The sequence below is a fragment of the Arthrobacter sp. NPDC056493 genome (genome assembly GCF_042795115.1).
Classification (GTDB): Bacteria; Actinomycetota; Actinomycetes; order Actinomycetales; family Micrococcaceae; genus Arthrobacter.
On sequence record NZ_JBHTSL010000002.1, the window covers coordinates 143,269 to 167,649 of the forward strand.

Here is a 24,381-nt window from a genome sequence, read left to right on the forward strand (position 1 = left end):
CCCAGCTGCTGTCGGCGGTTAGGCCGGCGGCAGCTTCGGCTCGTCCTCGGATTCGATTGTCGCCATCGACAATCTTGGTTACGTGTATGCGGACCACAGGTTCCGCCGGGGGAGGGGCGTCGGTTCCTGCTACTCTTCCGTTCCGCACTGATCAACACGATTCGTCTGCAGCAACAGAGTGCGCCAGCTCACACGCGTTGTCAAGGATTTTTTTGGTGCGGCCGTCATTCTTGACAGGGGATATGCCATACACGATGCTGTTGCTTATCATGACTGTCGTTGCGTATGGCGCAGTTTTCTGACGCCACCGTATTTTTCGGAAGCCAGCCGGTCCGGCACCTCGACCGATTTTCCGGCGTGGCGACGGCAACCGCCTATGCGCGTACGATATTCCTGTCGCTGCCCGGCGGAGGAGTATCTGTCATGCATTTCGCCTTTGTTTGCCTTCCGGCCACGGGACACGTGAACCCCACGCTGCCGGTGGTCGCAGAGCTGGTCCGCAGGGGCCACCGCGTCACGTACGCCACGTCGGCCAAGTACGCGGCCGCCGTCGAATCTGCCGGGGCCGTCTTTTTTGAGAACGGCGAGGACCTGTCCGCGCAGTTTCCCCGGTTCGGTAATGCTGCTCCCGGCAGTCCCGGGCAGGACGACGCCGGCCGGTCGCCTCGGGCGGGCATGCTCGCGGGGTTGGGGTCAGGCATGATGTCGGGACTTCTGGAGCGGCTGCTGGAGAGGGCGCGGGAAGAATTCCCCGCCTTGGTGTCCCGCCTGGCCGCCGATCAGCCGGACGCGGTCTGCTACGACGCCATGACTCTCGCCGGGAAGATGGCCGCCATGAAACTTGAACTGCCGGACATCGCATTGCTCCCGACCTATGCCACCAATGACCATTTCTCGATGCGGCAGCTGATGCCGGCGCGCCCAACAGCAGACATGCTGGCGGCGTGGAAGCAGGCGCGCGAGCTCATCGGGGATTTCGCCAGGGAGCAGGGCCTGCCCGGGTTCAACTTCATGGAAGGACCTCCGGCTTCCCTGAACATCTGCTTCATCCCGCGGGAATTCCAGCCCGCAGGTGACACCTTCGACGACCGTTTCCATTTCGTGGGACCCAGCCTTGGCCGGAGGGGCGGCGAAGAGGAATGGCAGCCCCGTGGAAAGGACGCGCCGCTGCTGTTCATTTCGCTGGGAACCACGCCGTTGAACGACCGGCCGGATTTCTTCCGCATGTGCCTGGAAGCGTTCGCAGGCACGCAATGGCAGGTGGCCATGGCCATCGGCGACCGGATGGAGGCGGCCGAACTGGGGGAGATCCCGCGGAACGTAGAGGTCCGGCCCTTCTTTCCGCAGCTGGATGTCCTGCGGCATGCCGGTGTGTTTCTCTCGCACACAGGAATGAACTCGACCATGGAGGCGCTGTACCTGGGCGTCCCTCTTGTAGCGTTTCCGCTGCAGCCGGAACAGGAAGCCAACGCCCGCCGCGTCGCGGACCTGGGGCTGGGACGCCGCCTGCCCGCCGAAGGCCTTACCCCGGGGCTGATCCGCGACGTCGTGGCGGAGGTCAGCCAGGACCGGGAGATTCGGCGCAACCTTGCGGCGATGAGCCAGCGCGTCCGCAACTCCGGCGGGGCAGCGGCGGCCGCCGATGCCATGGAGCAGTACGTGAGCGGTCCGGCTTAGCGCCGGGTGTAGCCCATGTTGGCGCTGATCCGCAGGCCGGCCTGGCCCAGGCCCTCGATGAGGCCGGGTGTTTTTTCCGGGTCGAAGCGGAAGGCAGGGCCGGAGATGCTGACCGCGCCGATGACCGTTCCCAGATGGTTGTAGACCGGCACCGCCATGGAGTTCAGCCCGATTTCGAACTCTTCGAGGACCACTGCATAGCCGTCGTGGGCGACGTCGATCAGCTGCTTTTCGAGTTTGTCGCGCCTGGTGATGGTCCGCGGAGTCCGGGCCGGCAGCCCTGTCTCCTTCAGGATGCGCTCACGTTCATCCGCGGCCAGCGCTGCCAACAGGACCTTCCCGCTCGACGTCGCGTGCAAGGGAGTCAGGCTTCCCACCCAGTCATAGGTGGCCAGGGTCGATGGCCCCATGGCCTGGTCCACGTTGACGGCGTAATTGGAGCGGAGAACGGCAAGGTTGACGGTTTCCTTGAACTCCTCGGCCAGGCTTTCGAGCACGGGGCGCGCCTCGCGGACCAGGCTCAGCCGGCCGGGAATCGAACTGGCCAGGCGAAGGATGCCAAAGCCCAGCTGGTACTTGCCCCGTTCGCTGTTCTGGTGGACCATCTCCCTGCCAACGAGCGAACCAAGCAGCCTGGACACGGTGGACTTGTGGATGCCCATCTCCTCGGCGATTTCGCTCACGCCTGCGTGGCCGTCGCGGGCCAGGATCTCCAGGACGGCGAGCGCCCTGTCGACGGACTGGACGCCGCCCTGCTGCCCGCCCTCGGCGTCGGCGTCGGCATCGGATTCAAGGACATTGTTCGAAGCCATCTCCCGATCCTATGCCGGGAAGTGTGACGGAGCCGACATCGCGTTAAGCCGGGTAACGCCGTCGGGCGTCGTGCCCGGTCCGGCCGGCCCAGCCAAATCAGCGCAGATCAAGGCGCATGAGCACGCGCGGGAAGCCGTTGAGGACGGAGTCGGTGCCGGCGGCCCTGGTGAAACCGGCTGCCTCGAAGAGCCTGCGGGTGCCCACGTAGGCCATGGTGAGGTCCACCTTCTTGCCCTGGTTGTCCACCGGATAACCCTCGATGGCGGGCGCGCCGTAGGAACGTGCAAAGTCGACGGCGCCCTGCAGCAGCCGGTGGGAAATTCCCCGTCCCCGGTACCCCGGCCGGACCCGGATGCACCACACGGACCACACGTCCAGATCGTCCACGTGGGGAATGCGGCGGTTGCGGGCGAAGCTGGTGTCGGCGCGCGGATGGACACCTGCCCACCCAACTACCTCGCCGCCGTCGTACGCCAGAACCCCGGGCGGCGGATCCTCCGTCAGCAGGTCCCGGACCAACTCCCCGCGGGCAGTGCCCCGCAGCTCCGCGTTCTGTTTGGAGGGGATGCGGTAGCTCAGGCACCAGCACACCGTTGCGTCCGGCCGCTTGGGCCCCACCGCCGCTTTCACGTCCTCAAACTGCGTCGCCGGACGGACTTCGATCGCCATGCCGCCACCCTGCCACCGGCCTGGAATGAAGGCAAGCGCCGGTGGTGCCCAATTGGGTAGCAGATCAGGGCGTTCTGAGCCCTGGGAACCCCCTTAGCTGCTACCTGGTTTTCGGCGCTTAATTGTCGGACCCCCTTGGCAGACTGTGTTCATGGAAGGCATCCGGAATTCGCGGCAACCGAGGTCGATCCAACCTGCCTAAAGAAACTCAAGATCTGGTTCCGGCGGCTCTACACCGCCCCCGGAACCGGAGACCTCGTCGCGATGGACTCGAGACGGCGACTCTTCCCGGCCCCGGTACGCCGCTTCATTCAAATCCGCGACGACACCTGCCGCACACCCTACTGCGACGCCCCAATCCGCCACCACGACCACATCATCCCCTGGCACAACGGCGGCCCAACCAGCCTTGCCAACGGCGCAGGCCTCTGCGAAGCCTGCAACCACACCAAAGAACTCCCCGGCTGGAAAGCCCAACCTCGACCCGGCCCAACCCAGACCCGGACCAAGACACACCATGGAAATCACCACACCTACCAATCCACCGCACCACCGTTGCCGGGCAGGAGGCTGCGGACAGTCGCACAGCCGGGAACCGGCGAAGCTGGAACCGGGCCGCCCCTACCCAGTCGGTCCTAACGCAGGCCGTTGCTGTGTGCCAGGGCGATTGCCTCGGTGCGCGAGGTGGCGCCGAGCTTGCGGTAGATGTTGCGGAGGTGGAACTTCACGGTGTTCTCGCTGACGTGCAGCATGGCCGCGATCGCCCGGTTGCGCTGCCCGGCGGCCAGCAGCTGCAGCACCTCGAGTTCACGGTCGCCAAGGTTCCAGGCGCCGACGTCGGGCAGTTTGCGCTCCGGCGCATCCAGCGGAAGGGTGACGGCGACGTCGGCGCCCCAGCCCTTCATCAGGTCAATCGTCATCCGGCCGTCCAGGACATCCACCCGTTGCAGCAGGCGGACAATGCTGGGGGCCTCGCGGGACAGGTTGCCCTGGCCGTCGTCGCGGACGTTGATGAGGAGGTTCTCGCCGTCGCAATCCCACTGGGTGCGGATGCGCCGCACGTCCGGCTGCTCAACCATGGCGAGCACCAGGCCCCGGACGATGGCCCGGGCCGCATGGGCCACTTCCCCGGGAAGGGCCCGGCCGTTGACCGGAGGTTCGATGAACTGGACGTCGATGCCGCTGAAATGCATCAACGGGCGGAGGTCGTCGCGGAGGCGCTGGAACGCCGTGGCAACAGGCTCTTCAACGAGTTCCGTGGTGCGGTCATTGAGCGTCCGCAGTTCCACCAAGGCTTTGGCAGCGACGTCGGTGGCCGACTTCCGTGCCGCCTCGTCGGCGAGCGAGGGAGCGCGCAGCGCCGCAAGCAGGGTCTCCAGCGTTGTTGAGTGCCGGTCCACCAGCTCCGCCGTGACCCTGACCCGTTCGGCGGACGCCGCCCGGGATTCAATGAGGTACGACGGCGGTGCATCCGCCACCTTTTCGCGGATACGCTCGGCCGCGAGGGTCCACAGATAACGGACCAGCCACGGCACCGGAACCTCCAGACCGGAAAGGCCAGCGCCGCCTTCTCCGGCGCCTTCTCCGGTGACCGGCCGGGGATCGACCAAAACCAGCAGCGCATTCGTGGGCGAGGGGAGTGCAAGGACCGGGTGCTCCCGCCCGCCGATCGGCGCCCGGCCCTGCCACGTTTCATCCCCGGACAGTGTGGCCTTGATGGCGTCCAGTTCGGCGATGGAAACCTGGCTGATCACGGCTTCGTCGCCGGACTTCTTTTGCGGCCGGCCCGTGCAGTCTTCCGTGAAGATAACGAGGGCGCTGCTGCGCAGGTAAGGGAGGGTGGCCTGGTGCAGCCGCTGGGCAATCTCGCCGAGCGACGCCGAGGACAGGGACGCGATCGCCTCAAGCAGGGGCTTTACACCTTCGGCGGTGTCTGGCGTCGGGCGAACAGTGACTTCGGTGGTGACTGACACCTGTCCATTGTATAGAAATCTGAGGGTATGCCTATCCCTTTGGATGGGAAAGACTGTCCGATTATGTCGTGGCGCCCACCCGCCTCGCCTTCGAGGATGGAACCAGGGAAAAACCAATCCTGAAAGACCTCACGAACAAAGGAAAGACTCATGAAGCTCCAAGTTGCTATCGACCTCCTGACCACCGAAGCCGCACTCGAGCTGGCCGGCAAGGTTGCCGAATACGTTGACATCATCGAACTCGGCACGCCGCTGATCAAGGCCGAGGGCCTCTCCGTCATCACCGCGGTCAAGGAAGCCCACCCGGACAAGATCGTTTTCGCTGACCTGAAGACGATGGATGCCGGTGAGCTTGAAGCCGACATCGCGTTCAAGGCCGGCGCTGACCTGGTCACCGTGCTCGGCGCCGCAGATGACTCCACCATCGCCGGTGCGGTCACGGCTGCCAAGGCGCACAACAAGGGCGTCGTCGTCGACCTCATCGGCATCGCCGACAAGGTCACCCGTGCCAAGGAAGTCCGCGCCCTGGGTGCGAAGTTCGTCGAGATGCACGCCGGCCTGGACGAGCAGGCCAAGCCCGGCTTCGACCTGAACGGTCTGCTCCGCGCCGGCGCCGAAGCCCGCGTTCCGTTCTCCGTAGCCGGCGGCGTGAAGCTCGCCACCATCGGTGACGTCCAGAAGGCCGGCGCCGATGTCGCCGTCGCCGGCGGCGCCATCTACGGTGCAGCCGACCCCGCAGTGGCCGCGAAGGAACTCCGCGCAGCCATCGTCTAGGTCTTTCCTGGTTCAAGGCCGACGGCGGCATCCGCCGCCTGGGCGGCCCGCACCGACAGGTGAGGGCCGCCATCGGTGTTTAACTCCTGCGGCTGCTAGGAACACGAATCCCCGTCTGAATCGAGACCGGGCAGGGATTTGAGGACCACCTCCGTGTTGGCACCGCTCGGTGGCTGGCTGATAACCGGCTCCCGTGCCTCTACATCAGCGGCTGCCTCCACCCCGGCCTCCGCCGACCGGTTCTGCGCCGTTGTTTCCTGCGCAGACCTGTTCCTGGTGCGGTGGGTGGTCCTGTGTTCCCCGCGGGTGTGGTGGTCCAGGGCAGTAGCTGACACCAGGATCACAGGGTCATTGGAGACCTGTTGCCTCGTCTGCCCCTGGGCGGCGAGTGCTCCGCCGCTGGCCGTCCCCAGGAGGACGGCGATGCTCGCCACGATGGTGGCATTGCGCGTACGTGTTTTCATTTTGGCCTCTTCCGGACCGGGCGGCCTGCATCTCCGGCGCGGACGTCGTGGAGAAGTGGCCCTTTCTCGAAAGTTACGCCCGCCCGGCCGCGACAAGAACCCTGCCGGTCAGATTAAGAGTGAACTCACAGTTTGATTCCAACAAGAGAACCGGTGCGATCCTCCCGCCACCAGCCTGCTGCTGCCGTCCGGGAGTTCGACGGCGGCCTGAACGCCGTCCGGCAGGTCCAGTTCGAGCGTGAACTGGCCGTGCTCAATTGCCCAGGCAACGCTGATGCGGCCCTGGGAAGTTACGACGGCGGCGGTCGCCGACGTGATTCCGCCGCCGGGCTGCGGGGCGATGCTCACGCGCCGGTAGGCGGTTTCCTCCTCCACCGGATTCTCCGGCAGGCCGATGCCGGCCAGGTGGGTGTACAGGAACGATCCCGCCGCGCCTTTGCTGTAGTGGTTCAGGGAGCCGCGGGCGCCGTGGTCCGTCACCCCGTCCCACCATTCCCACATGGTGGTGGCGCCGGCTTCCAGCATTCCCAGCCAGGAGGGCGTTCCGGTGGAGAGCAGCAGTTCGTAGGCGACGTCCAGGTAGCCGTGGTCGGCCAGGACGGGCAGCAGCATCCCCGTGGCCAGGAACCCGGTGCCGAGCCGGTTCCCGTTGGCACGGATGAGTTCCACCAGCCGGGCCGCGGCTTGCGGTGCCACCTCATCCGGCACGAGTCCAAAAGCCAGGGCGCGCACATAGTGCCCTTGGGACTCCTCGCCGAGGACGCCGTTTTCGTCCAGGTATTCCGTCCGCCAGGCGGCCAGTACCTCCTCCGCCAGGGCTGCGTACTTTGCTGCCGCGGCCGCGTCCGCCAGCACTTCGGCGGTGCGGGCCAGGACGCTGGCGGAACGGAACAGGTAGGCGGTGGCAAGGATCCCGTGGTCCCGCGACGGATCGGGGTTGGGCGGGCTGTCCGGCTCGAGCCACTCGCCGAAGTGGAAGCCGGTGTCCCACAGGAAGCGCTCGTGCGCCAGGGGCACGGGACGCCTGCCGGACCGTCCGGGGTGGCGGGCACCGGCTGCGGCCGCGGCAGCATAGTCAACCCAGCCGCGCATGGCCGGGAACGTCCGGGCCAGCGCCTGCTTGTCCCCGTAGGCCCGCCAGAGTGACCACGGGACCAGCACGGCGGCGTCACCCCAGCCGGCCGAGCCCGCGGCCATGTCCTCAAAGGCATTGCCGGAGGGGCCGTCGCTGGCGGGGTTGGGAACCACCGTGGGCACCCGCCCGTCGAGCCACTGGTCGGCGGCGAGATCGCTGAGCCACTTGCCGCTGAACGCTGCAACATCGAACATCAGCGCCGCCGTGTCCACGAAAACCTGCCAGTCGCCGGTGAATCCCGACCTCTCCCGTTGCGGGCAGTCGGTGGGGACGTCGCAGGCATTGCCGCGGAAGCTCCAGGAAATGGCGTCATGCAGGGCGTTCAGCCGCGGATCACTGCACTCGAACCAGCCGGTGCGGTCCAGGGGAGTGTGCACCACAACGGCGCTGATGTCCTCCGCAGCGAGCGTCCCGGGCAGGCCCTCGAGCTGGACGTAGCGGAAGCCGTGCGTGGTGTGCCGGGGCTCGAAGACATCGCCCGGCCGGCCAGCAGACACCACCTCGTCAACCTGCCCGGCGGAGAGGGGCGTCTTGGTGGCGAAGTCGAAGGCGCGGATGTTCTCCGTGGAAACCAGTCCCGCCGTGTCCAGGACCTCGCCGTGCCGGAGGACCGTGCGCGTTCCCTCCGGCCCGAGGCGGCCCAGCCGGACCCAGCCGTTGATGTTCTGCCCGAAATCGACGACGGTGATGCCGGCCGCCGGTGTTGTCATCCGGACGGGCCCCAGCTCCCCGATGCGCCGCGCCGGCGGCGCGGCCGGCAGGACCAGCCGGGAGCGGTCGTCGTACAGGGGACCCGCGGCCGGAACCACCGGAACCCAGCCATCCGCCGTCGTACTGGCCTGCCGGGCTTGACCGGCTAGCCCGGCCTGACCGGCGCGGAGCAATGCCGGGTCGTGGCGGCGGAAATCGGTGGTCTGCCCGTCCATCAGGTCGGCGCGGGTGATGTGGCTTTCCCGGCAGAGCCAGCTTTCGCCGGTGGCGAGGAAGGTCTGCGTGCCGGCGGCGCTGGTGACCGAGGCCAGGAAGGCGGTCTCGGTGCCGAAGCCGTCCGGCCGCCGTTCGAAGCCGTGCCGGCCCCGGAACCAGCCGTCCGAGAGCAGGGCGGCAACAACATTTTCGCCGCCGACCAGGAAGTCCGTGATGTCCCACTGCTGCACCTGGAGGCGCTTCCGGTAGGACGTGAAGCCTGGGGTCAGCTCGTCCTCGCCCACGCGCGTTCCGTTGACGAAAAGCTCGTAGATGCCGTGGGCGGTGGCGTGCACAACGGCGCGCTCGCTGGCAGGGGCGTCCGGGTTTTGGGCGCCCGGCGCCGTCCAGCTGAAGGAACCCCGGAGCCAGTAGGCGGGCCGGTTGCCGGCTTCAGCGGAACCTGTCTCGACGGGGGAAATCCAGGCGGCGTCGCGGAGCCCGTTCTGGACGGAGCGGTGCGAGGTGTCGGCGGTCACGGCTTCTCCTTGAAAGTGTGCTCAAAGAGTAGCGGATAAAAACCGGGTGCGCACTGTTTTTATCTGCGGTCCTCCACGGGATCGGCGTCACCGGTCCAGGCCGCCCAGTCCCGGGGGTCCACCGAGGGCCTGCCCAGCAGGTAGCCCTGGCCTCTGGCGATTCCCAGTTCCACGACGGCGGCGAGCTCCTCGCGGCTTTCGATACCCTCCGCGGACAGCGTTGCTCCAGTCTGTTCGGCCAAGGCAAAAACGAAGGGGGGCGGAGCCGGCCGGTCGCCTGTTGCGACGGCGCCGGCCAGGAACTCGCGGTCCACTTTGATGATGTCGGGCAGCAGGTGCAGGATGTGCTTCGCCGAGGTGGCGGCCGGACCGGAGCCGTCCACGGCAAGGCGCACACCGTGCTGGCGCAGGGGGCTCAGGACCGAGGCGAGGCCCGCGAGTTCCCGGTCCGCAATGTCGCCCATGATTTCGATGACCATCCGGTCCGGGTGGACCGTCCCTCCCAGCATCAGCGCCTGAACGCGCGGATCGGCGCATGCGGTGGGGCTGAGGTTGAACGACGCAAAAAGGTGGGGCGGAATCTCTCCCGCTGCGGAAAGGGAGAGGTGCAGGGCTGCGATTTCCAGGTCCGGGCCCAGTCCCATGGCTGCCGCTCCCCGGAACCAGACGTCTGCGCTGGTCCCCTCGTGGCTGACGAACCGTGCCAGCGCCTCAACCCCGATCACTCCTCCGCCGGGCAGTTGCCTGATGGGCTGGAAGGCCGTCAGCAGCATCCTCTTTGCCGGTGCGGCCGGGGCCGGCCCGGCAGCATCCTCCGACGGATCCTCATGTGAAGAGTCGGGAACGTTCCTGGTGCTGATCAGGTGGTGCAGCAGCGCCTGTTCGGGGTCATCCATGTGGGCCGCCAGCAGGTCGAGCAGCTGCTCCCTGGCCCAGGCCTTCTGCGGATCGGAGTCTGCCAGCACATCGCTGATGATCTCCAGCACCTGGCGCCGGAGCGTTTCTCCGTCCACGTTGCGGAACAGTTCCGGTGTATGTTCACCGTCCGGAGGCGACTCGTCCATGGCCATCACACTACTCCTCGGTAGTTGGTGCCGCGATTGAGGGAACGCCGGGGATGGGGCCATCCGTTACTCCGGGACGGTGCGGGGCCGCTACCCTGAAGCGGTGCGGACGAGGCGGAAAACAGGCAGTTACGAGGTGGGCCGGGCCAAGCGTGCCGAAATTCTGGACGCTGCCATACGGCTCTTTGCGGCCTCGGGATATCACCGGGTGCCGCTGTCGCAGGTCGCCGCCGACGTTGGACTCAGCGAAAGCGGGCTGCTGCACCACTTCCGCTCCAAAAGGCATCTCCTGCTGGCGGTCGCCGAGCGCCGGCTGGAGCAGACCGCGCTGTGGTGGAGTTCCGTCCAGACGGACGGCAGCGACGATCCGCACGAGCTGTTCCGCTCCATGGTCGAGTCCACGCGCAGGATCGTGGCTGAGCCGGGCCTCATCGAGCTGTTCGTGCTGGTTTCTGCTGAGGCCGCGGACCCGGCTACGCCCGCCCACCAGCTGTACGGCAAGTGGTACGAGCGGGCGGTGGACGAGACAGCACAGGTCCTTGCCCGCGGGGTGGAAAGTGGCTACTTCCGGCCGGACACGGATGCCCAGGCCGTCGCGCGGGAAATCATTGCCGTCAGCGACGGGCTGCAGTTGCAGTGGGTCCTCTCCGGGGGCAAGCTGGACCTGGTTGGGGGGATCCGCGACTACGCCCGCCGGCTGGCCCGCTCGATTCTGGTGAGCGGGGTTCTGGTGGACGGGGTTCTGGTGGACGGGGACGGGCCGATCCTCTAGGTCCGCCACGTCCTAGGTGCCGGGCACCCGGACCAGCTGCAAAAACCCTTCAAGGTGCGCGGCCATGTCCACGGACTCGTCGTACAGCCAGGCCAGCTGGACGCCTTCAATGAGTGCGGCGATCTGCCGTGCCAGCACGGCGGAATCGAGGCCGGGCAGAATGCGGCCCGCGGCAACCTCCCGCTCGATTTCTGCACGCAGTGAGCCGATGATGTCCCCGTCGCGGCGCCGGATGAAGCCGTGGGCCGGATGGTCGGGCCGGACGGCTTCGGCGCGCAGGGTGGCATCCAGCTGGATCACGCCGCGGATTCCGGCGTTGCGGCGCATGACTTCCGGCACTGTTTCGAGCAGGCCCAGTTGCTCCAGCAGGGTGCGCCGCCACGGTCCTTCCTGTTCCTCGCGCCGGACCAGGACGGCCTCCAGCAGGGCGTCCTTGCTCCCGAAATGGTGCAGCAGTGCGGTGTGGCTGGTCCCGATTTCCTCGGCGATCTGGCGGATCGACAGGCGCTGGAACCCCTTCTCCGCGAACACCGCAAAGGCCGCGTCCACCAGTTCGGCCCGCTTGCGCTCGCCGTTGGCGTAGGGCGCCCGCCGGCCGCTGCGCGCCGGCTGCCGTGCCGCCGTTGTCTCCGTCATGCTGCGCTCCCCGCGGCCGCGGCCGCCTTGGCTGAAGTCTTGCCTTCCCGAGGTTACCAAGTTTCTTTTCCACTTTGGTCAAGAAAATCACACCAAAGTATTCCAACTTGGAAAATGTTTGCCTAAAGTGAAGCCCAACCACAGAAAGGAACTCCATGACCGACCTCCAGCACTTCCCCGACACCTTCCTCTGGGGTGTGGCCACCGCGGCGCACCAGGTGGAGGGAAACAACACCAACAGCGACACCTGGCTCCTCGAGCACCTGCCGGGCACGATCTTCGCCGAGCCGTCCGGGGATGCGATCGACCACTACCACCGCTACCGCGAGGACATCGCCCTCATCGCCTCGCTGGGGTTCACCACCTACCGTTTTTCGCTGGAGTGGGCGCGGATCGAACCCGAGGAAGGGTATTTCTCCGCCGCGGAACTGGACCACTACCGGCGGGTGCTGGAAACCTGCCACGAGCACGGCCTGACGCCGGTGGTCACCTACCACCACTTCACCTCGCCCCGCTGGCTGCTCGCCGCCGGCGGCTGGGAGGACGAGGCCACACCGGAACGCTTCGCGCGCTACTGCAGCCGCGTGACCGAACACCTCGGTGACCTGATCGGCGTCGCCTGCACCCTCAATGAACCCAACCTGCCATGGCTCCTCAAGGCACTCGGCATCGGCGGCGAACCGGCGGAGCGGCGGGCGGACGTTCCGCTCTGGTCGGCGGCAGCCGGGCGCCTGGGCATCGAGGCCGCGAAGGTTGCGCCGTTCCAGTTCACCGTGTCCGACGCCGGCTTCGACATCAAGCTCGCGGCCCACCGTGCCGGGCGGGACGCCATCAAGGCGCTCCGGCCGGAGCTGCTGGTCGGGTGGACCCTCGCCAACTCCGATATCCAGGCGGCCGAGGGCGGCCAGCAGGTGGCGGACCAGGTGCGCCGGGACGTCAACGAACGCTTCCTGGAGGCGTCGCGCGGCGATGATTTCGTGGGCATCCAGACCTACGGCCGGACCGTGTTCGGCCCCGACGGCCTGGCCCCGGCTCCCGAAGGCGCGCCCACCAACGCCATGGGGGAGGAGATCTACCCGCAGGCCCTCGAGGTGACCATCCGCGAAGCGGACCGGATTGCCGGCATCCCGGTCATGGTCACCGAAAACGGATTGGCCACCGACGACGACACGCAGCGGGTGGAGTACCTCCGCACTGCCGTGGCCGGGGTCTCGGCCTGCCTCGCCGACGGCATCGACGTCCGCGGCTACATCGCCTGGACGGCCTTCGACAACTTCGAGTGGATCTTCGGCTACCGGCCCAAGTTCGGCCTCATCGCCGTCGACCGCACCACCCAGGAGCGCACGCCCAAGCCCAGCGCCCACTGGCTGGGCGGCGTGGCCCGGGCCGCCCAGGAGCGGCTCACCGCGGTGGGCTGAAACATGCCGGGCTGAAACAGCCCAAAAGAAGCACAACGGCGGTCCGCACCTGATGGTGGGGGCCGCCGTCGGCCGTGGTTAACGCCGTGCTGACATCCCTTCCGTGGGCTGCGTGTTGTAGCCCAGGTTTCGGGAGACGGCCCTGGCGGTCGCCTGGACGGCCGGCGCCAGCACGTTCGGGGGAGTGGCGCCGTCGGGAACCACTATGGACAGCGCCGCGGCGACGGACCCCTCGGCGTCGAAAATCGGCGAGGCGACGGACACCGTCCGGGACGGCGCGGACCTCCTGATCATGGCGACGCCGGTGCGCCGGACGTCGGACAGCGTCCGCCGCAGCTGCCCCTCCGGCATGGCGTCAACGCCGGCTTCGGCGTCCGGCGGCTGCCGGATGACCGCTTCCTGGAATCCCGCATCGGCGCCGGCCAGCAGCACCAGGCCCACCGCCGTCGTACGCAGCGGGGCGCGGCCGCCCACCCGGTACGCCACCTCGGTGGCCTCCTTTGAGGACAGGCGCTCGATGAGCACGGCCTCGTTCTTGTCCCGAACGGCCAGCAGCACGTGGTGCCGGGTGACGGCAAAGAGGTCCTCGAGGTAGGGCAGGGCGATCTCCCGGACGCCGTGCCCGCGGGGGGACAGGGACGCCACCTCCCACAGCCGCACGCCCACCACGTAGCGCCCGTCCTCGAGCCGTTCCAGGGCGCCCCACGCCACCAGCCGGGCGATGAGGCGCAGGGCCGTCGGAGCCGGCATGCCCGCATGGCGGGCCATTTCTGACAGCGTCAGCGCCCGACGGCGGTCGGTAAAGACGGCGAGCAGGCTCAGTGCCCGGTCAATCACCGGTTCGCCCTGTTTGGGGCGCTTGCCGCGCTGCGGGGCCGTTTCTTCCTGTCCTGCTTCAGCCGTCACCGGGGTCCTTTCGTCAAGCCGTGGAGTGACCAGCACCACAATAGCGTTTCAACCAATGAAATTACCGTGGGGCCCTTGCCGCCGTCCCAACGATTCTTGAAGAAGCCGGTCACCGGAAGCCATCTGACGAGAGGGCGCCGACCGAACGGCCCGCGATGCGGTCGATGCAGACCGCACCGGGCTCCCCCCAGATGTTGATTCCCGTTCGTCATCGAGAATGCAAAGGCGCACACATGAAACTCCTTTCCACCCCCGCCCGCCGGAGCGCGGCCGTCCTGGCCGGTGCGCTCCTCCTCACCCCGCTGACCGCCTGCGGCGGCGGAACCCAGGCCGCAACCGCCGTCGACAAGAGTGCGCTGACCATCGCGGTCGACAGCGACAGCGCTTCCTTTGGCTTCGATCCGCTGCGTGTTGCCGACGCGCAGCGCCAGTTCTTCGAGGGCCTCTACGAGAACCTCATGACCCTGCAGCCGGACGGGTCCGTGGCACCGGGCCTGGCCAAGGAGTTCAGCTACAGCGCGGACAACACGGTCCTGACGCTGACCCTCAAAGAGGGCGTCACCTTCACGGACGGCTCCACCCTGGACGCGGCACTGGTCAAGGCGAACCTCGACCGACGCAGCGACCCGGCACTGAGTGCCTACTCAGCGATTGCCAAGGGCGGCGCGCAGGAAGTGACCTCGGTGACCGTCGCCGGCCCCACGAAGGTGGCCATCAAGTTCGCCAAGCCGCAGCCAGGGTTCGAAAAGAACCTCACCGGCACCATGGGCATGATCGTCGGCAAGACGGCCGCCGCCAAGAGCGCCAGCCTCGCCACCACCCCGGACGGCTCGGGCCCCTACACCCTCGACGCCACCGGGACGGTCAAGGGCAACAAGTACGTCTTCACCAAGAACGGCAAGAGCGCCGACGCCGCCAAGTACCCCTACACCAAGATCACCTTCAGCGTCATCCAGGACCCCCAGGCCCGCGCCAACGCCCTCGTCTCCGGGCAGGCCGACGTGGCCATGCTCACCTCCCCCACGGTGGACTTCGCAAAGTCCAAGGGCCTCGGCGTGTCCCAGATCGGCGGCACCCTGCACACCATGGTCTCCTTCGACAAGATCGGCAAGACCGCGCCGGCCTTTGCCCAGGAGAAGGTTCGCCAGGCATTCCAGTACGCCATCAACCGCCAGGCCCTCGTGGATGCCCTGCACAAGGGGGACATTGCGGCGTGGAACGCCCTGCCCAAGGACTCGGCCGGCTTCACCGAGGAACTGAACACCCGGTTCGCCTACGACCCGGCCAAGGCCAAGAGCCTCCTGGCTGAGGCCGGCTACGCCAGCGGCTTCGAGTTCACCATTGTGGGCAGCGCCGAAACCCAGACGGACCTGCAGGCCGTCCAGAAGGACCTGGCCGCCGTCGGAATCAAGATGAACATCAAGATGGCCACCTCCACGGACGAAGCCTTCGCGGCCGTGGCAACCACGCCCCTCGGCTACGCCGCGCTCGGCTGGGACAACCCGGTGGGCCTGATGTACGGCGTCGTGCTGAACGGATTCACCAACGTGCAGAAGGCCACCGATGAGCAGCTGAGCGCCGCCACCGGCGAGGCAGCAGCCGCGAAGGACGATGCCGCAAGGAAGACCGCGCTGACCAAGCTGAACACGCGTCTGGTGGAATCCGGCTGGATGATCCCGCTCTACGAGTCCCTCACCAACCAGGGCTACAACACCAAGAAGGTCCAGCAGGTGAAGTTCGCCGGCACCAACGCCTACCCGCTGCTGTCCTCCTACGCCCCCGCCAACTGATCCATCCACCGGCCGGACGTCTTCCCCGCACGGAAGACGTCCGGCCGGACACCTGACCAATGGAGGTCTTCCCATGGCAATGTTCATCGCCAAGCGCCTGCTGATGGCGTTCGCCACCGTGCTGGTGGTCGCGGTGCTGGCATTCCTGCTGGTCCACGCCATGCCCGGCAGCCCGGGCGCCGTGTCGCTCGGTGCAGGCGCGGCGCAGGACGCCATCGACGGGGTCAACCAGCGGCTCGGCTGGAACGATCCCCTCGTGGTCCAGTTCTTCCGCTGGCTCGGCGACGCCGTCCAGGGCAACCTCGGGACCTCCCTGATTGACGGAAGGTCCGTCAGCGCCGACCTCGCCAGCCGGCTTCCGGTCACGGCATCACTTGCCGCCGGCGCCACGGTGCTCAGCGCCGTCCTCGGGATCGGACTGGGCGTCACCGCAGCCGTGCGCGGCGGCCTCCTGGACCAGGTGATTGGAGGTTTCGTCGGTCTCCTGGTGGCCCTGCCCGCGTTCTGGATCGGCATCATCTTCGTCTACCTGTTCGCGGTCCAGTCGTCGGTGTTTCCCGCCACCGGCTACGTTCCCTTCGACGTTTCGCCGCAGGACTGGGCGCTGTCCCTGGCGCTGCCCGTCATCACCCTGGCCGTCGGCGGCGCGGCCTTCATCGCCCGCCAGACCAGGGCCTCCATGCTCGAGGCACTGCAGCAGGAACACATCCGCACCCTGCGGGCCACTGCCACCCCCACGTGGAAGATCCTCTACGTCCACGCGCTGCGCTACGCCAGCCTGCCCATCGTTGCCGGCATTGCCCTGCAGTTCATTGGCCTGTTCGGCGGCTCCGTCATTGCGGAGCAGCTGTTCGCGATGCCGGGCCTCGGCCAGGCCGTCCAGTCCTCCGTCAACACCCATGACGCCCCGGCGGTCCAGGGCGTGGTGGTCATCGCCACCGTCGTGGTGGTTGCCGTGAACCTGGTGCTCGAACTCGCCACCAAATTCCTTGACCCGAAGTTGCGTGCCTCATGATCCCCTCCATTGCGCCCACTGCAGCCCCGCGGAAGACCGTCCTGGCGAAGTTCTCCGGGCACCGCCTCCTCGCCTCTCCTGGCGGCCTGGCCGGTACGGTCTGGCTCGCCGCCCTGGTGGCCGCCTCCCTCACCGCATCCTGGTGGCTGCCGTACAAAACCGAGGACCAGGACTTCACCGCCGTCCTCTCCGGCCCCACCGCCGCCCACTGGCTGGGCGCGGACGAACTGGGCCGGGACCTGCTCAGCCGTATTTTCGCCTCAGCAGCCGGAACGTTGGGGACGTCGTTCATCACGGTGCTTGTCGGCGTCGGGCTTGGAACCATCCTGGCCATGACCGCCGCTGCCGCCGGCGACCGCGCCGAGGGGGTCATCAGCCGGGTCACCGAAATCATGATGTCGCTGCCCGGCACCGTCATCATCCTGGCCGTCATCGGAGCCGTCGGGACAAACATCCCGCTGATCATGGCCATTCTCGGCGTCCTCATTTCCGCCGGCATCTACCGGGTCATGCTGGGCCAGGCCAAGTCGCTGCAGTCCCAGCTTTATGTCGACGCGGCCAAGGTCGACGGCGTCGGCACACTGGGCATCAGCGTCCGCCACGTGCTCCCTGGCCTGACCAACACCATCGTGGTGCAGTCGGCCCTGATCTTCGCCGTTGGCATGCTGATCCAGGCGGGCCTGGCGTTCATCGGCTTCGGCCCGCCCATCCCCGAGCCGAGCTGGGGCGGCATGATCCAGAGCGCCTCCCAGCACGTCTACGACGCGCCCTGGCTCATGGTTCCCAGCGGCGCGGTGCTGGCCCTGACTGTCCTTTCCGCCAATGCGATCGGCAACGCCCTGGGCAAGTCCCCGAACGCTGCCGCATCACACCTGCCCTCGGCGGCCATCCGGCGGAAACGCGCCGCGGATGCGGCAGCAGCCGCTGCCGCCGCGCCTCCGGTGGATGATGCGCCCGGCGCCGGCCAGCTCAGCGTCCGCGGCCTTTCGGCAGCGGTCGACGGCGGCACCCCGCTGGTCACGGACGTCTCCTTCGACGTCGAAGCCGGCACCGTCCTCGGACTGGTGGGGGAGTCGGGCTGCGGCAAGACCATGACCGCGCTGTCCCTGCTTGGGCTGCTGCCGTCGGGTGTGTCCGTCGCCGGCGGACAGATCCTGTGGGACGGCCGGAACCTGGCCGCCGCAACGGAGAAGGAGCTGGAAGCCGTCCGTGGCCGGGACATCGCACTGATCTCGCAGGAGCCCATGCGGGCCCTCGACCCCATGTTCACGGTGGGCTACCAGCTGACCGCCGCCATCCGCCGGCTCCGCTCGGTGGGCAAAGCTGATGCCCGCGGGGAGGCCCTCAGCCTCCTGGAGAAGGTGGGCATCGTTGACGCCCGGCGCATCCTGAAGGCCTATCCCCACCAGATCTCCGGCGGCATGGCCCAGCGCGTGGCCATCGCACTGGCCCTGTCCGGGAAACCGCGGCTGCTGGTGGCCGACGAGCCCACCACCGCCCTCGACGTCACGGTGCAGGCCGAAATCCTCTCACTGCTGCGCTCGCTGGTGAAGGACACCGGCATGTCCGTGGTGATGGTGACGCACGACCTCGGCGTTGTCGCGGACATCTGCGACAACGTGGCCGTCATGTACGCGGGCCAGGTGGTGGAGAGCGGCCGGACCCCAAACATCCTGGACAACCCGCGCCACCCGTATACGCTCGCGCTGCTGGCCGCGGACCCGCACGCCAACACTGCCGACGACATGCCGGAGCGGCTGGCCACGATCAAGGGACAGGTCCCGCAGCCCAAGGACTGGCCCACCGGCTGCCGCTTCGCCGCCCGCTGCCAGTTCGCCGGATCCGCCTGCACCACCCCCGTTCCGCTGCTGCCCTCCGGCTCGGAAAACGGGGAGGTCCGCTGCGTCAAGGCGGATGAGCTCGCCGTGGGGGGCCTGGCCTGGGTCGCCACCGAAGTGCCCACACACCGCGTACTTGAGATCTCTGAAAAGGACATGGCATGAGCATCAGCACCGTAGAACGCGAGGACGCCGAAGCAGTCCTGCCAGTCCCGGCCATTCTGGAGGTCAAGGACCTGGTGGTCCGCTACGGCCGCGGCCGTAAGGCGGCCTCGGCACCCGCCGCCGTCGACGGCGTGAGCTTCACCATCCGCCCCGGCGAAACCGTGGGGCTGGTGGGGGAGTCCGGATCGGGCAAGTCCACCATCGGCAAGGCCATCCTTGGGCTGCAGACGGTGTCCGGCGGCTCCATCAGCTTCCAGGGCAGCGACATCACGCACGCCGGCACGGCGAGGCGCCAGGACCTCGGCGGCGACCTGCGGGCCGTGTTCCAGGACCCCAACTCGTCGCTCAACCCGCGCAAGACCGTCGGCGCCTCGCTGGCCGAACCGCTGCGCGTCCGCGGCATCTCCGCCGCAGAGGCGCGGACCCGGGCCGAGGAGATGCTGGAACGGGTCGGACTTCCGCGCGACGCCGTGGACCGCTACCCCAGCCAGTTCTCCGGCGGCCAGCGCCAGCGCATCTCCGTGGCCCGTGCCCTGATCTGCGAACCGAAGCTCGTGGTGTGCGATGAGGCTGTGAGCGCCCTGGACCTCTCCACCCAGGCCCAGGTGCTGAACCTCCTCGCCGACCTGCGGGACGAACACGGCCTCAGCTACCTGTTCATCGCCCACGACATCTCCGTAGTCCAGTTCCTCGCCCAGCGGGTGGTGGTTCTCTACCGCGGCCAGGTCATGGAGAGCGGACCGGCCGCAGCCGTCACCGAAAACCCGAAGCACCCGTTCACGCAGGCCCTCGTGGCGGCGTCCCCGGTGCCGCGCCCCGCGGAGCAGGCCGAACGCCGGAAACTGCGGGAATCCCTCGGTGTCCGGACCGCTGCAGCTGTGGCTGCATCGGCAGGAGGCTGCCCCTTCAGCCAGCGCTGCCCCCTTGCCACCGAGCTCTGCACCGCCGAACGCCCCGCCCTGCGGCGGGCAGGCGAGTCCGACGTCGCGTGCCACTACGCCTGACCTGCCGTTCGCAGTTTCACCCCCCAGACAGGAGTGCTTCGTGACCCCAGAGTCCCTTGCCGCCGCTGACAGCACCGTCACCGCCGATGGCTTTGCCCCGAAAACAGCGGCGATGCTGCCGCGCCGCGTGCCCACCCCGCCGCCGTTCCCCGCCTTCCAGACGCCCGGCACGCCCGAGGAAGTCTCCGAGCACTCGCTGCTGCACCGGGAGTTGAACTACGCGATCGCCGTCGGCTTCCGCCGGCTCTCCATGGACGTCTGGCTGCCGCGCAACCCCGGCGGCGACCGCGTCCCGCTGGTGGTCTGGATCCACGGCGGAGCGTTCCAGCTGGGTGACCGCCGGGAACTGCCGTCCACCTTCCAGCCCAATTCGGTCTTCCGCCTGCTAAACGAGGCCGGAATCGCCTGCGCCACCGTGGATTACCGGCACGCGCTGGAGGCTCCCTTCCCGGCCCAGCTGCACGACATCAAGGCGGCGGTCAGGTACCTGCGCGAGCACGCTGAGGTGCTGGGCATCGATCCTGAACACATCGGCGCCTGGGGCGAATCGGCCGGCGGCCATCTTGCCGCACTGCTTGGCCTGACCGGAAGCCGGGAGGACCTTGAGGGCGGACTGGGCGTCCAGGGGCAGCCGAGCTCGGTGACCGCCGTCGTCGATTTCTACGGCGTCTCCTCGCTGACCCGGATGCCGCCGATGGAGGCGACCACCAGCTTTATGAGCAGCGCCCTGCTCGCGGCCGTGCCGGAAGGCGTGTCCCTGGAACCGGGTCCCATGCTGGTGGGTAACTCGCACGATCCGGCCCTGCTGGATGCCGCCAGCCCGCTGGGCTATGTCACTCCGGACGCGCCGCCGTTCCTGCTGATCCACGGCGACAGCGACGGCCTGGTCCCGCTGTCCCAAAGCGAGCTCCTGGCCGACGCCCTCGCCGGCGCCGGCGCGCAGCAGGAACTCATCACCGTCGAAGGCGGCGACCACTGCTTCTTCTTCGCCGAGGATCAGGTGGACCGCCTTCTCAGCACCGCAGTGTCCTTCTTCGCACAGGAACTGACCGCCAAGAAGGAACTGACCACGCCATGACATCTACTTCAGGAGCCGCTCCGATGACCACCCCTTCCGCCCTCCGTTTCGAGCACCACGAGGAGCCGTTCGGCATTGGCGAGGACCGGCCCCGGCTGTCCTGGCAGGTCCGCACCGGTGCCCCGGGCTGGGCCCAGACTGCGTACGAACTGGAGCTGGGCCCGGACGCGTCCAGCCTTGTGAGCTATGGCCGCGTGAACTCCGCCGGGCAGCACCTGCAACCCTGGCCCGCACGGCCGCTGGGCAGCCGCGACCGTGTTGCTGCCCGAGTCCGCGTCTGGGGCAATGACGACGCCGGCCCCTCCGAATGGAGCCCCGTGGCCTGGGTCGAGGCAGGGTTGCTGGACGCGGCCGACTGGCAGGCGTCCATGATCCGGCCGTCGTGGGGCGAGGACAGCGCATCCGACGAACCCGCGTCCCGCATCAGCACCACCTTCGAGCTGGACGGCAATGTTTCCTCGGCCCGCCTGTACGCCAGTGCCCACGGCATCTACGTCGCGTCCATCAACGGCCGCCGCGTGGGACGGGACCTGCTGGCACCCGGCTGGACGAGCTACCACCACCGCCTGCGCTACCAGACCTACGACGTGGCGGACTATCTCCTGCCGGGCACCAACGTGATCGGCTTTGAGGTGGCAGACGGCTGGTGGCGCGGCAATCTCGGCTTCCAGGAGAAACGCAACAAGTACGGCAACCGCACCGCGGTGATCGGCCAGTTGGAAGTCGTCGACGCCGATGGCCACATCAGCGTGGTGGGCACCGATGAATCGTGGCTGGCGGGGCGCGGTCCCGTGCTGTCGGCCGACCTCTACAACGGCGAAACCTACGACGCGCGGCTGGCGGACGCCGGCTGGGCGGGAGGCAACAGGGAACTGCAGCCCGTCGCCGTGGAAGACTTTGATGCCGCCCTTCTGGTGGCCCCCGACGGGCCGCCGGTCCGCGCCACGGAAGAACTCGCCGTCCAAGAAGTCCTGACCACCCCGTCCGGGCAGACCATCCTGGACTTCGGCCAGAACCTCGTGGGGCACGTGCGCTTCCGCGTGCGCGGCGCGGCCGGCACCGAGGTGGTGCTGCGGCACGCCGAGGTGCTGGAACACGGCGAACTTGGCGTGCGCCCGCTGCGGGTTGCCAGGCAGACCGACACCTACATCCTGCGCGGGACCGGCGAGCGTGGGTCAGGGGATGAGGAGCAGTGGCAACCCGAATTCACCGTGCATGGGTTCCGCTACGTCGAGGTAAGCGGCTGGCCGGGTGAGCTGGATCCGGAAGCCTTCACCGCCGTCGTCGTCCATTCCGAACTCAAGCGCACCGGCTTCTTCGAATGCTCGGAGCCCATGCTGAACCAGTTGCACGCCAACGTGGTGTGGGGCATGCGGGGCAACTTCGTGGACGTGCCCACCGACTGCCCGCAGCGCAACGAGCGGCTGGGCTGGACCGGGGACTTCCAGGTCTTCGCCTCCACCGCGGCCTTCCTGTACCGGATTCCGGGCTTCGCGACGTCCTGGCTGAAGGACCTGGCGGTGGAACAGGGAACCGACGGGCCGCCGCCGCTGGTGGTGCCCGAGGTGACGTTCGACAAGCCGCCGTTCCCCACCCGGCCCGTGATGGCAGCCTGGGGCGACGCCGCAGTGCTGGTCCCCTGGGTGCTGTACCGGCAGACGGGGGACCTTGAATTCCTGCGCCGGCAGCTGCCCGGAATGGCGGCGTGGCTTGCCGCGGCGGCAGAAGCCGCGGGGCCGGAACTGCGGTTCGAGCAGGGCTTCCAGTTCGGCGACTGGCTGGACCCGGCGGCGCCGCCGAACGAGCCCGGTGCCGCGAGGACGCCGTGGCAGCTGGTGGCCCAGGCCTACCTGGCCCACTCGGCGTCGATCGCGTCGCAGGTGGCGGCCCTGCTGGGGGAGGACACGGAGTCCGCCCGCCTGCGCGGACTGTCGGACCGGGCCCGGGCCGTCTTCCGCAAGGAGTACATCGCCGCCGACGGCACTCTCCAGCCTGCCACGCAGACCTCCTACGCGCTGGCGCTGCGCTTCGGGCTGCTCGAGCCGGAGGAGCAGGCCGCCGCCGGCGTGCGGCTGGCCGAAACCGTGGCTGCCGACGGTTACAAGATCGCCACCGGTTTCGTCGGCACGCCGCTGGTCACCGACGCGCTGAGCGACGAAGGCCAGGTGGAAGCGGCGTACCGCCTGCTGCTCCAGACGGAGTGCCCGTCCTGGCTGTACCCCGTCACCATGGGCGCCACCACCATCTGGGAGCGCTGGGATTCCATGCTTCCCGACGGCACCATCAACGCCGGCGAGATGACGTCCTTCAACCACTACGCGCTGGGAGCCGTGGCCGACTGGATGCACCGCACCGTCGCGGGGCTGGCCCCTGCCGACCTTGCGTACCGGAAAATTGCGGTCCGGCCGCTGCCCGGCGGCGGACTCACCTGGGCGGCCGCCCGGCACGAAACCCCTTACGGCGAGGCGGCAGTGCGCTGGGAGCACGACGGCGGGACGTTCGTCCTGTCGCTCACGGTGCCGGCCGGTTGCACCGCCTCGGTGTACCTCCCGGACGGCTCCGAGGTCATGGAAGTCGGGTCCGGAATGCACTCCTTCAGCTGTGGACCCGGCCCCGTTGCGGGGACCCCCCGGATCCCGCAACTGTCGGTGCTGCCGTGACCCTGGACCCGGAGCTGGCCGGGCTCCTGCACCACATGGCAGGGGTGGAATCGGTCCCCGGTCTCCTCGCCGGGCCGGGCGGGGCGGGGCGCCTCGACGCGTTTTGCGGCGGCCTGCTGCCGTACAGCCCGCCGGACGTTCCGGTCCGCCACCTGGCGGTGCCGGGCCCCAACGGCCCGGTCCCGGTCCGGATCTATGGCGGGCGCCCGGAGGGCGGACTGCCCGGAAGCGCGGCTTTCGACGGCGGCACGGGCGACGACGGGTTGCCCGCCCTGGTCTGGATGCACGGCGGGAACTTCGCGGTCGGCGGCCTGGACATGCGCGAGTCCGACCAGCTGGGGCGGGAAGTCGCGGCCCGGAGCGGCGGCGTGGTGGTCTGTGTCGGGTACCGCTTGGCCCTCGACGGCGTCCACTTCCCGGTTCCGCATGAGGACGTGCTGGCAGCATGGTTCTGGACGCTGGCGCACGCCCGGGAACTCGGCGTCGACCCGTCCAGGGTCTGCCTGGGCGGGGCAAGCGTCGGCGGGAACCTGGCCGTTGGCGCGGCTCTGTATCTGATGGATGCGGACCTTCAGCTGCCGGCCAAACTGCTGCTCGCATACCCGTTCCTGCACGGTGAACTCCCGGCTGAACCCTGGCCGGACCTTCCCGCCATGGACCGGATGCCTCAGTTTCTGCGGTTCTCTGACGAGGACTGCCGGGACATGCTGGAGAACTACATCGGCGGACCTTTGGCCATGGCATCCTCTTACGCCATGCCCGGGCACGCCGACCCGGCCGGGCTGCCGCCGGCCGCTGTGCTCGCCTGCGAGTACGACGACCTCCGTTTCTCGGCCGAAGCCTTCGTGGAAGGGCTGCGTGCCGCGGACGTGGAAGTCAGCCACCGGCTGGAGGAAGGGGCCTTCCACGGCTACCTCAACCATTCCGCGGCGCTCGGCCTGGTGCGGCAGGGATTGTCCTTCCTGGCCGCCGAACTGGAGTCGGCAAAGCCGTTTCAATGATTGAAATGACCCCTGCAGGCTGTACTCCTGATCCGACAGTCTTGGAGGGACAGGCCGGGCCAACGAGGAACCGGCAGAAGCAGC

Annotated in this window: 19 protein-coding genes and 1 pseudogene; 12 read left to right on the forward strand and 8 right to left on the reverse strand. The window is 68.2% G+C overall.

Annotation, left to right across the window (positions count from 1 at the left end):
* Positions 1–423: 423 nt before the first annotated feature.
* Positions 424–1,677 carry a macrolide family glycosyltransferase gene (locus tag ACFQ50_RS01555; RefSeq protein WP_377993763.1) on the forward strand — a complete coding sequence of 418 codons (1,254 nt, stop codon included), beginning with the start codon at positions 424–426 and terminating at the stop codon, positions 1,675–1,677.
* Here the strand turns inward: ACFQ50_RS01555 and ACFQ50_RS01560 are convergent.
* Together ACFQ50_RS01560 and ACFQ50_RS01565 are read right to left on the reverse strand one after the other, a co-directional pair.
* A complete protein-coding gene (locus tag ACFQ50_RS01560) occupies positions 1,674–2,489 on the reverse strand; it encodes an IclR family transcriptional regulator (RefSeq protein ID WP_377993764.1) in 816 nt (271 codons plus the stop codon). The genes ACFQ50_RS01555 and ACFQ50_RS01560 overlap by 4 nt on opposite strands.
* Before the next feature lie 97 nt (positions 2,490–2,586).
* Positions 2,587–3,159 (reverse strand): GNAT family N-acetyltransferase, encoded by a 573-nt coding sequence (locus ACFQ50_RS01565; RefSeq protein ID WP_377993765.1) that lies wholly within the window; start codon positions 3,157–3,159, stop codon positions 2,587–2,589.
* Between the two features lie 210 nt (positions 3,160–3,369).
* On the opposite strand from ACFQ50_RS01565, the pseudogene ACFQ50_RS01570 reads away from it, so the two are divergent.
* A pseudogene (locus tag ACFQ50_RS01570) lies at positions 3,370–3,798 on the forward strand (HNH endonuclease); the annotation flags it as partial.
* Here ACFQ50_RS01570 and ACFQ50_RS01575 read toward each other — a convergent pair.
* Positions 3,795–5,132, reverse strand: coding sequence for a LuxR C-terminal-related transcriptional regulator (locus ACFQ50_RS01575; protein WP_377993766.1), 1,338 nt, complete (start codon positions 5,130–5,132; stop codon positions 3,795–3,797). The pseudogene ACFQ50_RS01570 and the gene ACFQ50_RS01575 overlap by 4 nt on opposite strands.
* 150 nt (positions 5,133–5,282) lie before the next feature.
* On the opposite strand from ACFQ50_RS01575, the gene hxlA reads away from it, so the two are divergent.
* On the forward strand, positions 5,283–5,906 hold the full coding sequence (gene hxlA / locus ACFQ50_RS01580) for a 3-hexulose-6-phosphate synthase (protein ID WP_377993767.1): 624 nt from the start codon (positions 5,283–5,285) through the stop codon (positions 5,904–5,906).
* 95 nt (positions 5,907–6,001) lie between these two features.
* Here hxlA and ACFQ50_RS01585 read toward each other — a convergent pair whose 3' ends face one another.
* The 3 genes from ACFQ50_RS01585 to ACFQ50_RS01595 form a co-directional block, all read right to left on the reverse strand.
* Positions 6,002–6,370: a hypothetical protein gene (locus tag ACFQ50_RS01585; RefSeq protein WP_377993768.1), complete on the reverse strand. Its 369-nt coding sequence runs from the start codon at positions 6,368–6,370 to the stop codon at positions 6,002–6,004.
* Positions 6,371–6,478: 108 nt separating this feature from the next.
* On the reverse strand, positions 6,479–8,950 hold the full coding sequence (locus ACFQ50_RS01590) for a family 78 glycoside hydrolase catalytic domain (protein WP_377993769.1): 2,472 nt from the start codon (positions 8,948–8,950) through the stop codon (positions 6,479–6,481).
* A 59-nt stretch (positions 8,951–9,009) separates the two neighbouring features.
* Positions 9,010–10,014 (reverse strand): EAL domain-containing protein, encoded by a 1,005-nt coding sequence (locus ACFQ50_RS01595; RefSeq protein ID WP_377993770.1) that lies wholly within the window; start codon positions 10,012–10,014, stop codon positions 9,010–9,012.
* A 103-nt stretch (positions 10,015–10,117) separates the two neighbouring features.
* On the opposite strand from ACFQ50_RS01595, the gene ACFQ50_RS01600 reads away from it, so the two are divergent.
* Entirely contained in the window at positions 10,118–10,786 is a 669-nt protein-coding gene (locus ACFQ50_RS01600; RefSeq protein WP_377993771.1) for a TetR/AcrR family transcriptional regulator, read from the forward strand.
* Positions 10,787–10,798: 12 nt separating this feature from the next.
* On the opposite strand, the gene ACFQ50_RS01605 is transcribed toward ACFQ50_RS01600, so the two are convergent.
* Entirely contained in the window at positions 10,799–11,422 is a 624-nt protein-coding gene (locus ACFQ50_RS01605) for a TetR/AcrR family transcriptional regulator (protein WP_377993772.1), read from the reverse strand.
* A 155-nt stretch (positions 11,423–11,577) separates the two neighbouring features.
* Between ACFQ50_RS01605 and ACFQ50_RS01610 the strand changes: the two genes are divergently transcribed.
* On the forward strand, positions 11,578–12,840 hold the full coding sequence (locus ACFQ50_RS01610) for a glycoside hydrolase family 1 protein (RefSeq protein ID WP_377993773.1): 1,263 nt from the start codon (positions 11,578–11,580) through the stop codon (positions 12,838–12,840).
* Between the two features lie 78 nt (positions 12,841–12,918).
* On the opposite strand, the gene ACFQ50_RS01615 is transcribed toward ACFQ50_RS01610, so the two are convergent.
* Positions 12,919–13,746, reverse strand: coding sequence for an IclR family transcriptional regulator (locus tag ACFQ50_RS01615; protein ID WP_377993774.1), 828 nt, complete (start codon positions 13,744–13,746; stop codon positions 12,919–12,921).
* A 233-nt stretch (positions 13,747–13,979) separates the two neighbouring features.
* Between ACFQ50_RS01615 and ACFQ50_RS01620 the strand changes: the two genes are divergently transcribed.
* The 7 genes from ACFQ50_RS01620 to ACFQ50_RS01650 all read left to right on the forward strand — a co-directional run bounded on the left by ACFQ50_RS01620 (position 13,980) and on the right by ACFQ50_RS01650 (position 24,297).
* Complete coding sequence (locus ACFQ50_RS01620; RefSeq protein WP_377993775.1) at positions 13,980–15,536, forward strand: ABC transporter substrate-binding protein; 1,557 nt, start codon at positions 13,980–13,982, stop codon at positions 15,534–15,536.
* A 73-nt stretch (positions 15,537–15,609) separates the two neighbouring features.
* Positions 15,610–16,551: an ABC transporter permease gene (locus tag ACFQ50_RS01625; RefSeq protein WP_377993776.1), complete on the forward strand. Its 942-nt coding sequence runs from the start codon at positions 15,610–15,612 to the stop codon at positions 16,549–16,551.
* Entirely contained in the window at positions 16,548–18,554 is a 2,007-nt protein-coding gene (locus ACFQ50_RS01630; protein ID WP_377993777.1) for a dipeptide/oligopeptide/nickel ABC transporter permease/ATP-binding protein, read from the forward strand. The genes ACFQ50_RS01625 and ACFQ50_RS01630 overlap by 4 nt, the downstream gene beginning before the upstream one ends.
* Positions 18,551–19,558 (forward strand): oligopeptide/dipeptide ABC transporter ATP-binding protein, encoded by a 1,008-nt coding sequence (locus ACFQ50_RS01635; RefSeq protein ID WP_377993778.1) that lies wholly within the window; start codon positions 18,551–18,553, stop codon positions 19,556–19,558. The genes ACFQ50_RS01630 and ACFQ50_RS01635 overlap by 4 nt, the downstream gene beginning before the upstream one ends.
* Positions 19,559–19,598: 40 nt before the next feature.
* Positions 19,599–20,636: an alpha/beta hydrolase fold domain-containing protein gene (locus ACFQ50_RS01640; RefSeq protein ID WP_377993779.1), complete on the forward strand. Its 1,038-nt coding sequence runs from the start codon at positions 19,599–19,601 to the stop codon at positions 20,634–20,636.
* Positions 20,637–20,659: 23 nt separating this feature from the next.
* Entirely contained in the window at positions 20,660–23,296 is a 2,637-nt protein-coding gene (locus ACFQ50_RS01645) for a glycoside hydrolase family 78 protein (RefSeq protein ID WP_377993780.1), read from the forward strand.
* Positions 23,293–24,297, forward strand: a complete 1,005-nt coding sequence (locus ACFQ50_RS01650) for an alpha/beta hydrolase fold domain-containing protein (protein ID WP_377993781.1) — start codon at positions 23,293–23,295, stop codon at positions 24,295–24,297. The genes ACFQ50_RS01645 and ACFQ50_RS01650 overlap by 4 nt, the downstream gene beginning before the upstream one ends.
* The last annotated feature ends 84 nt before the right edge of the window (positions 24,298–24,381 follow it).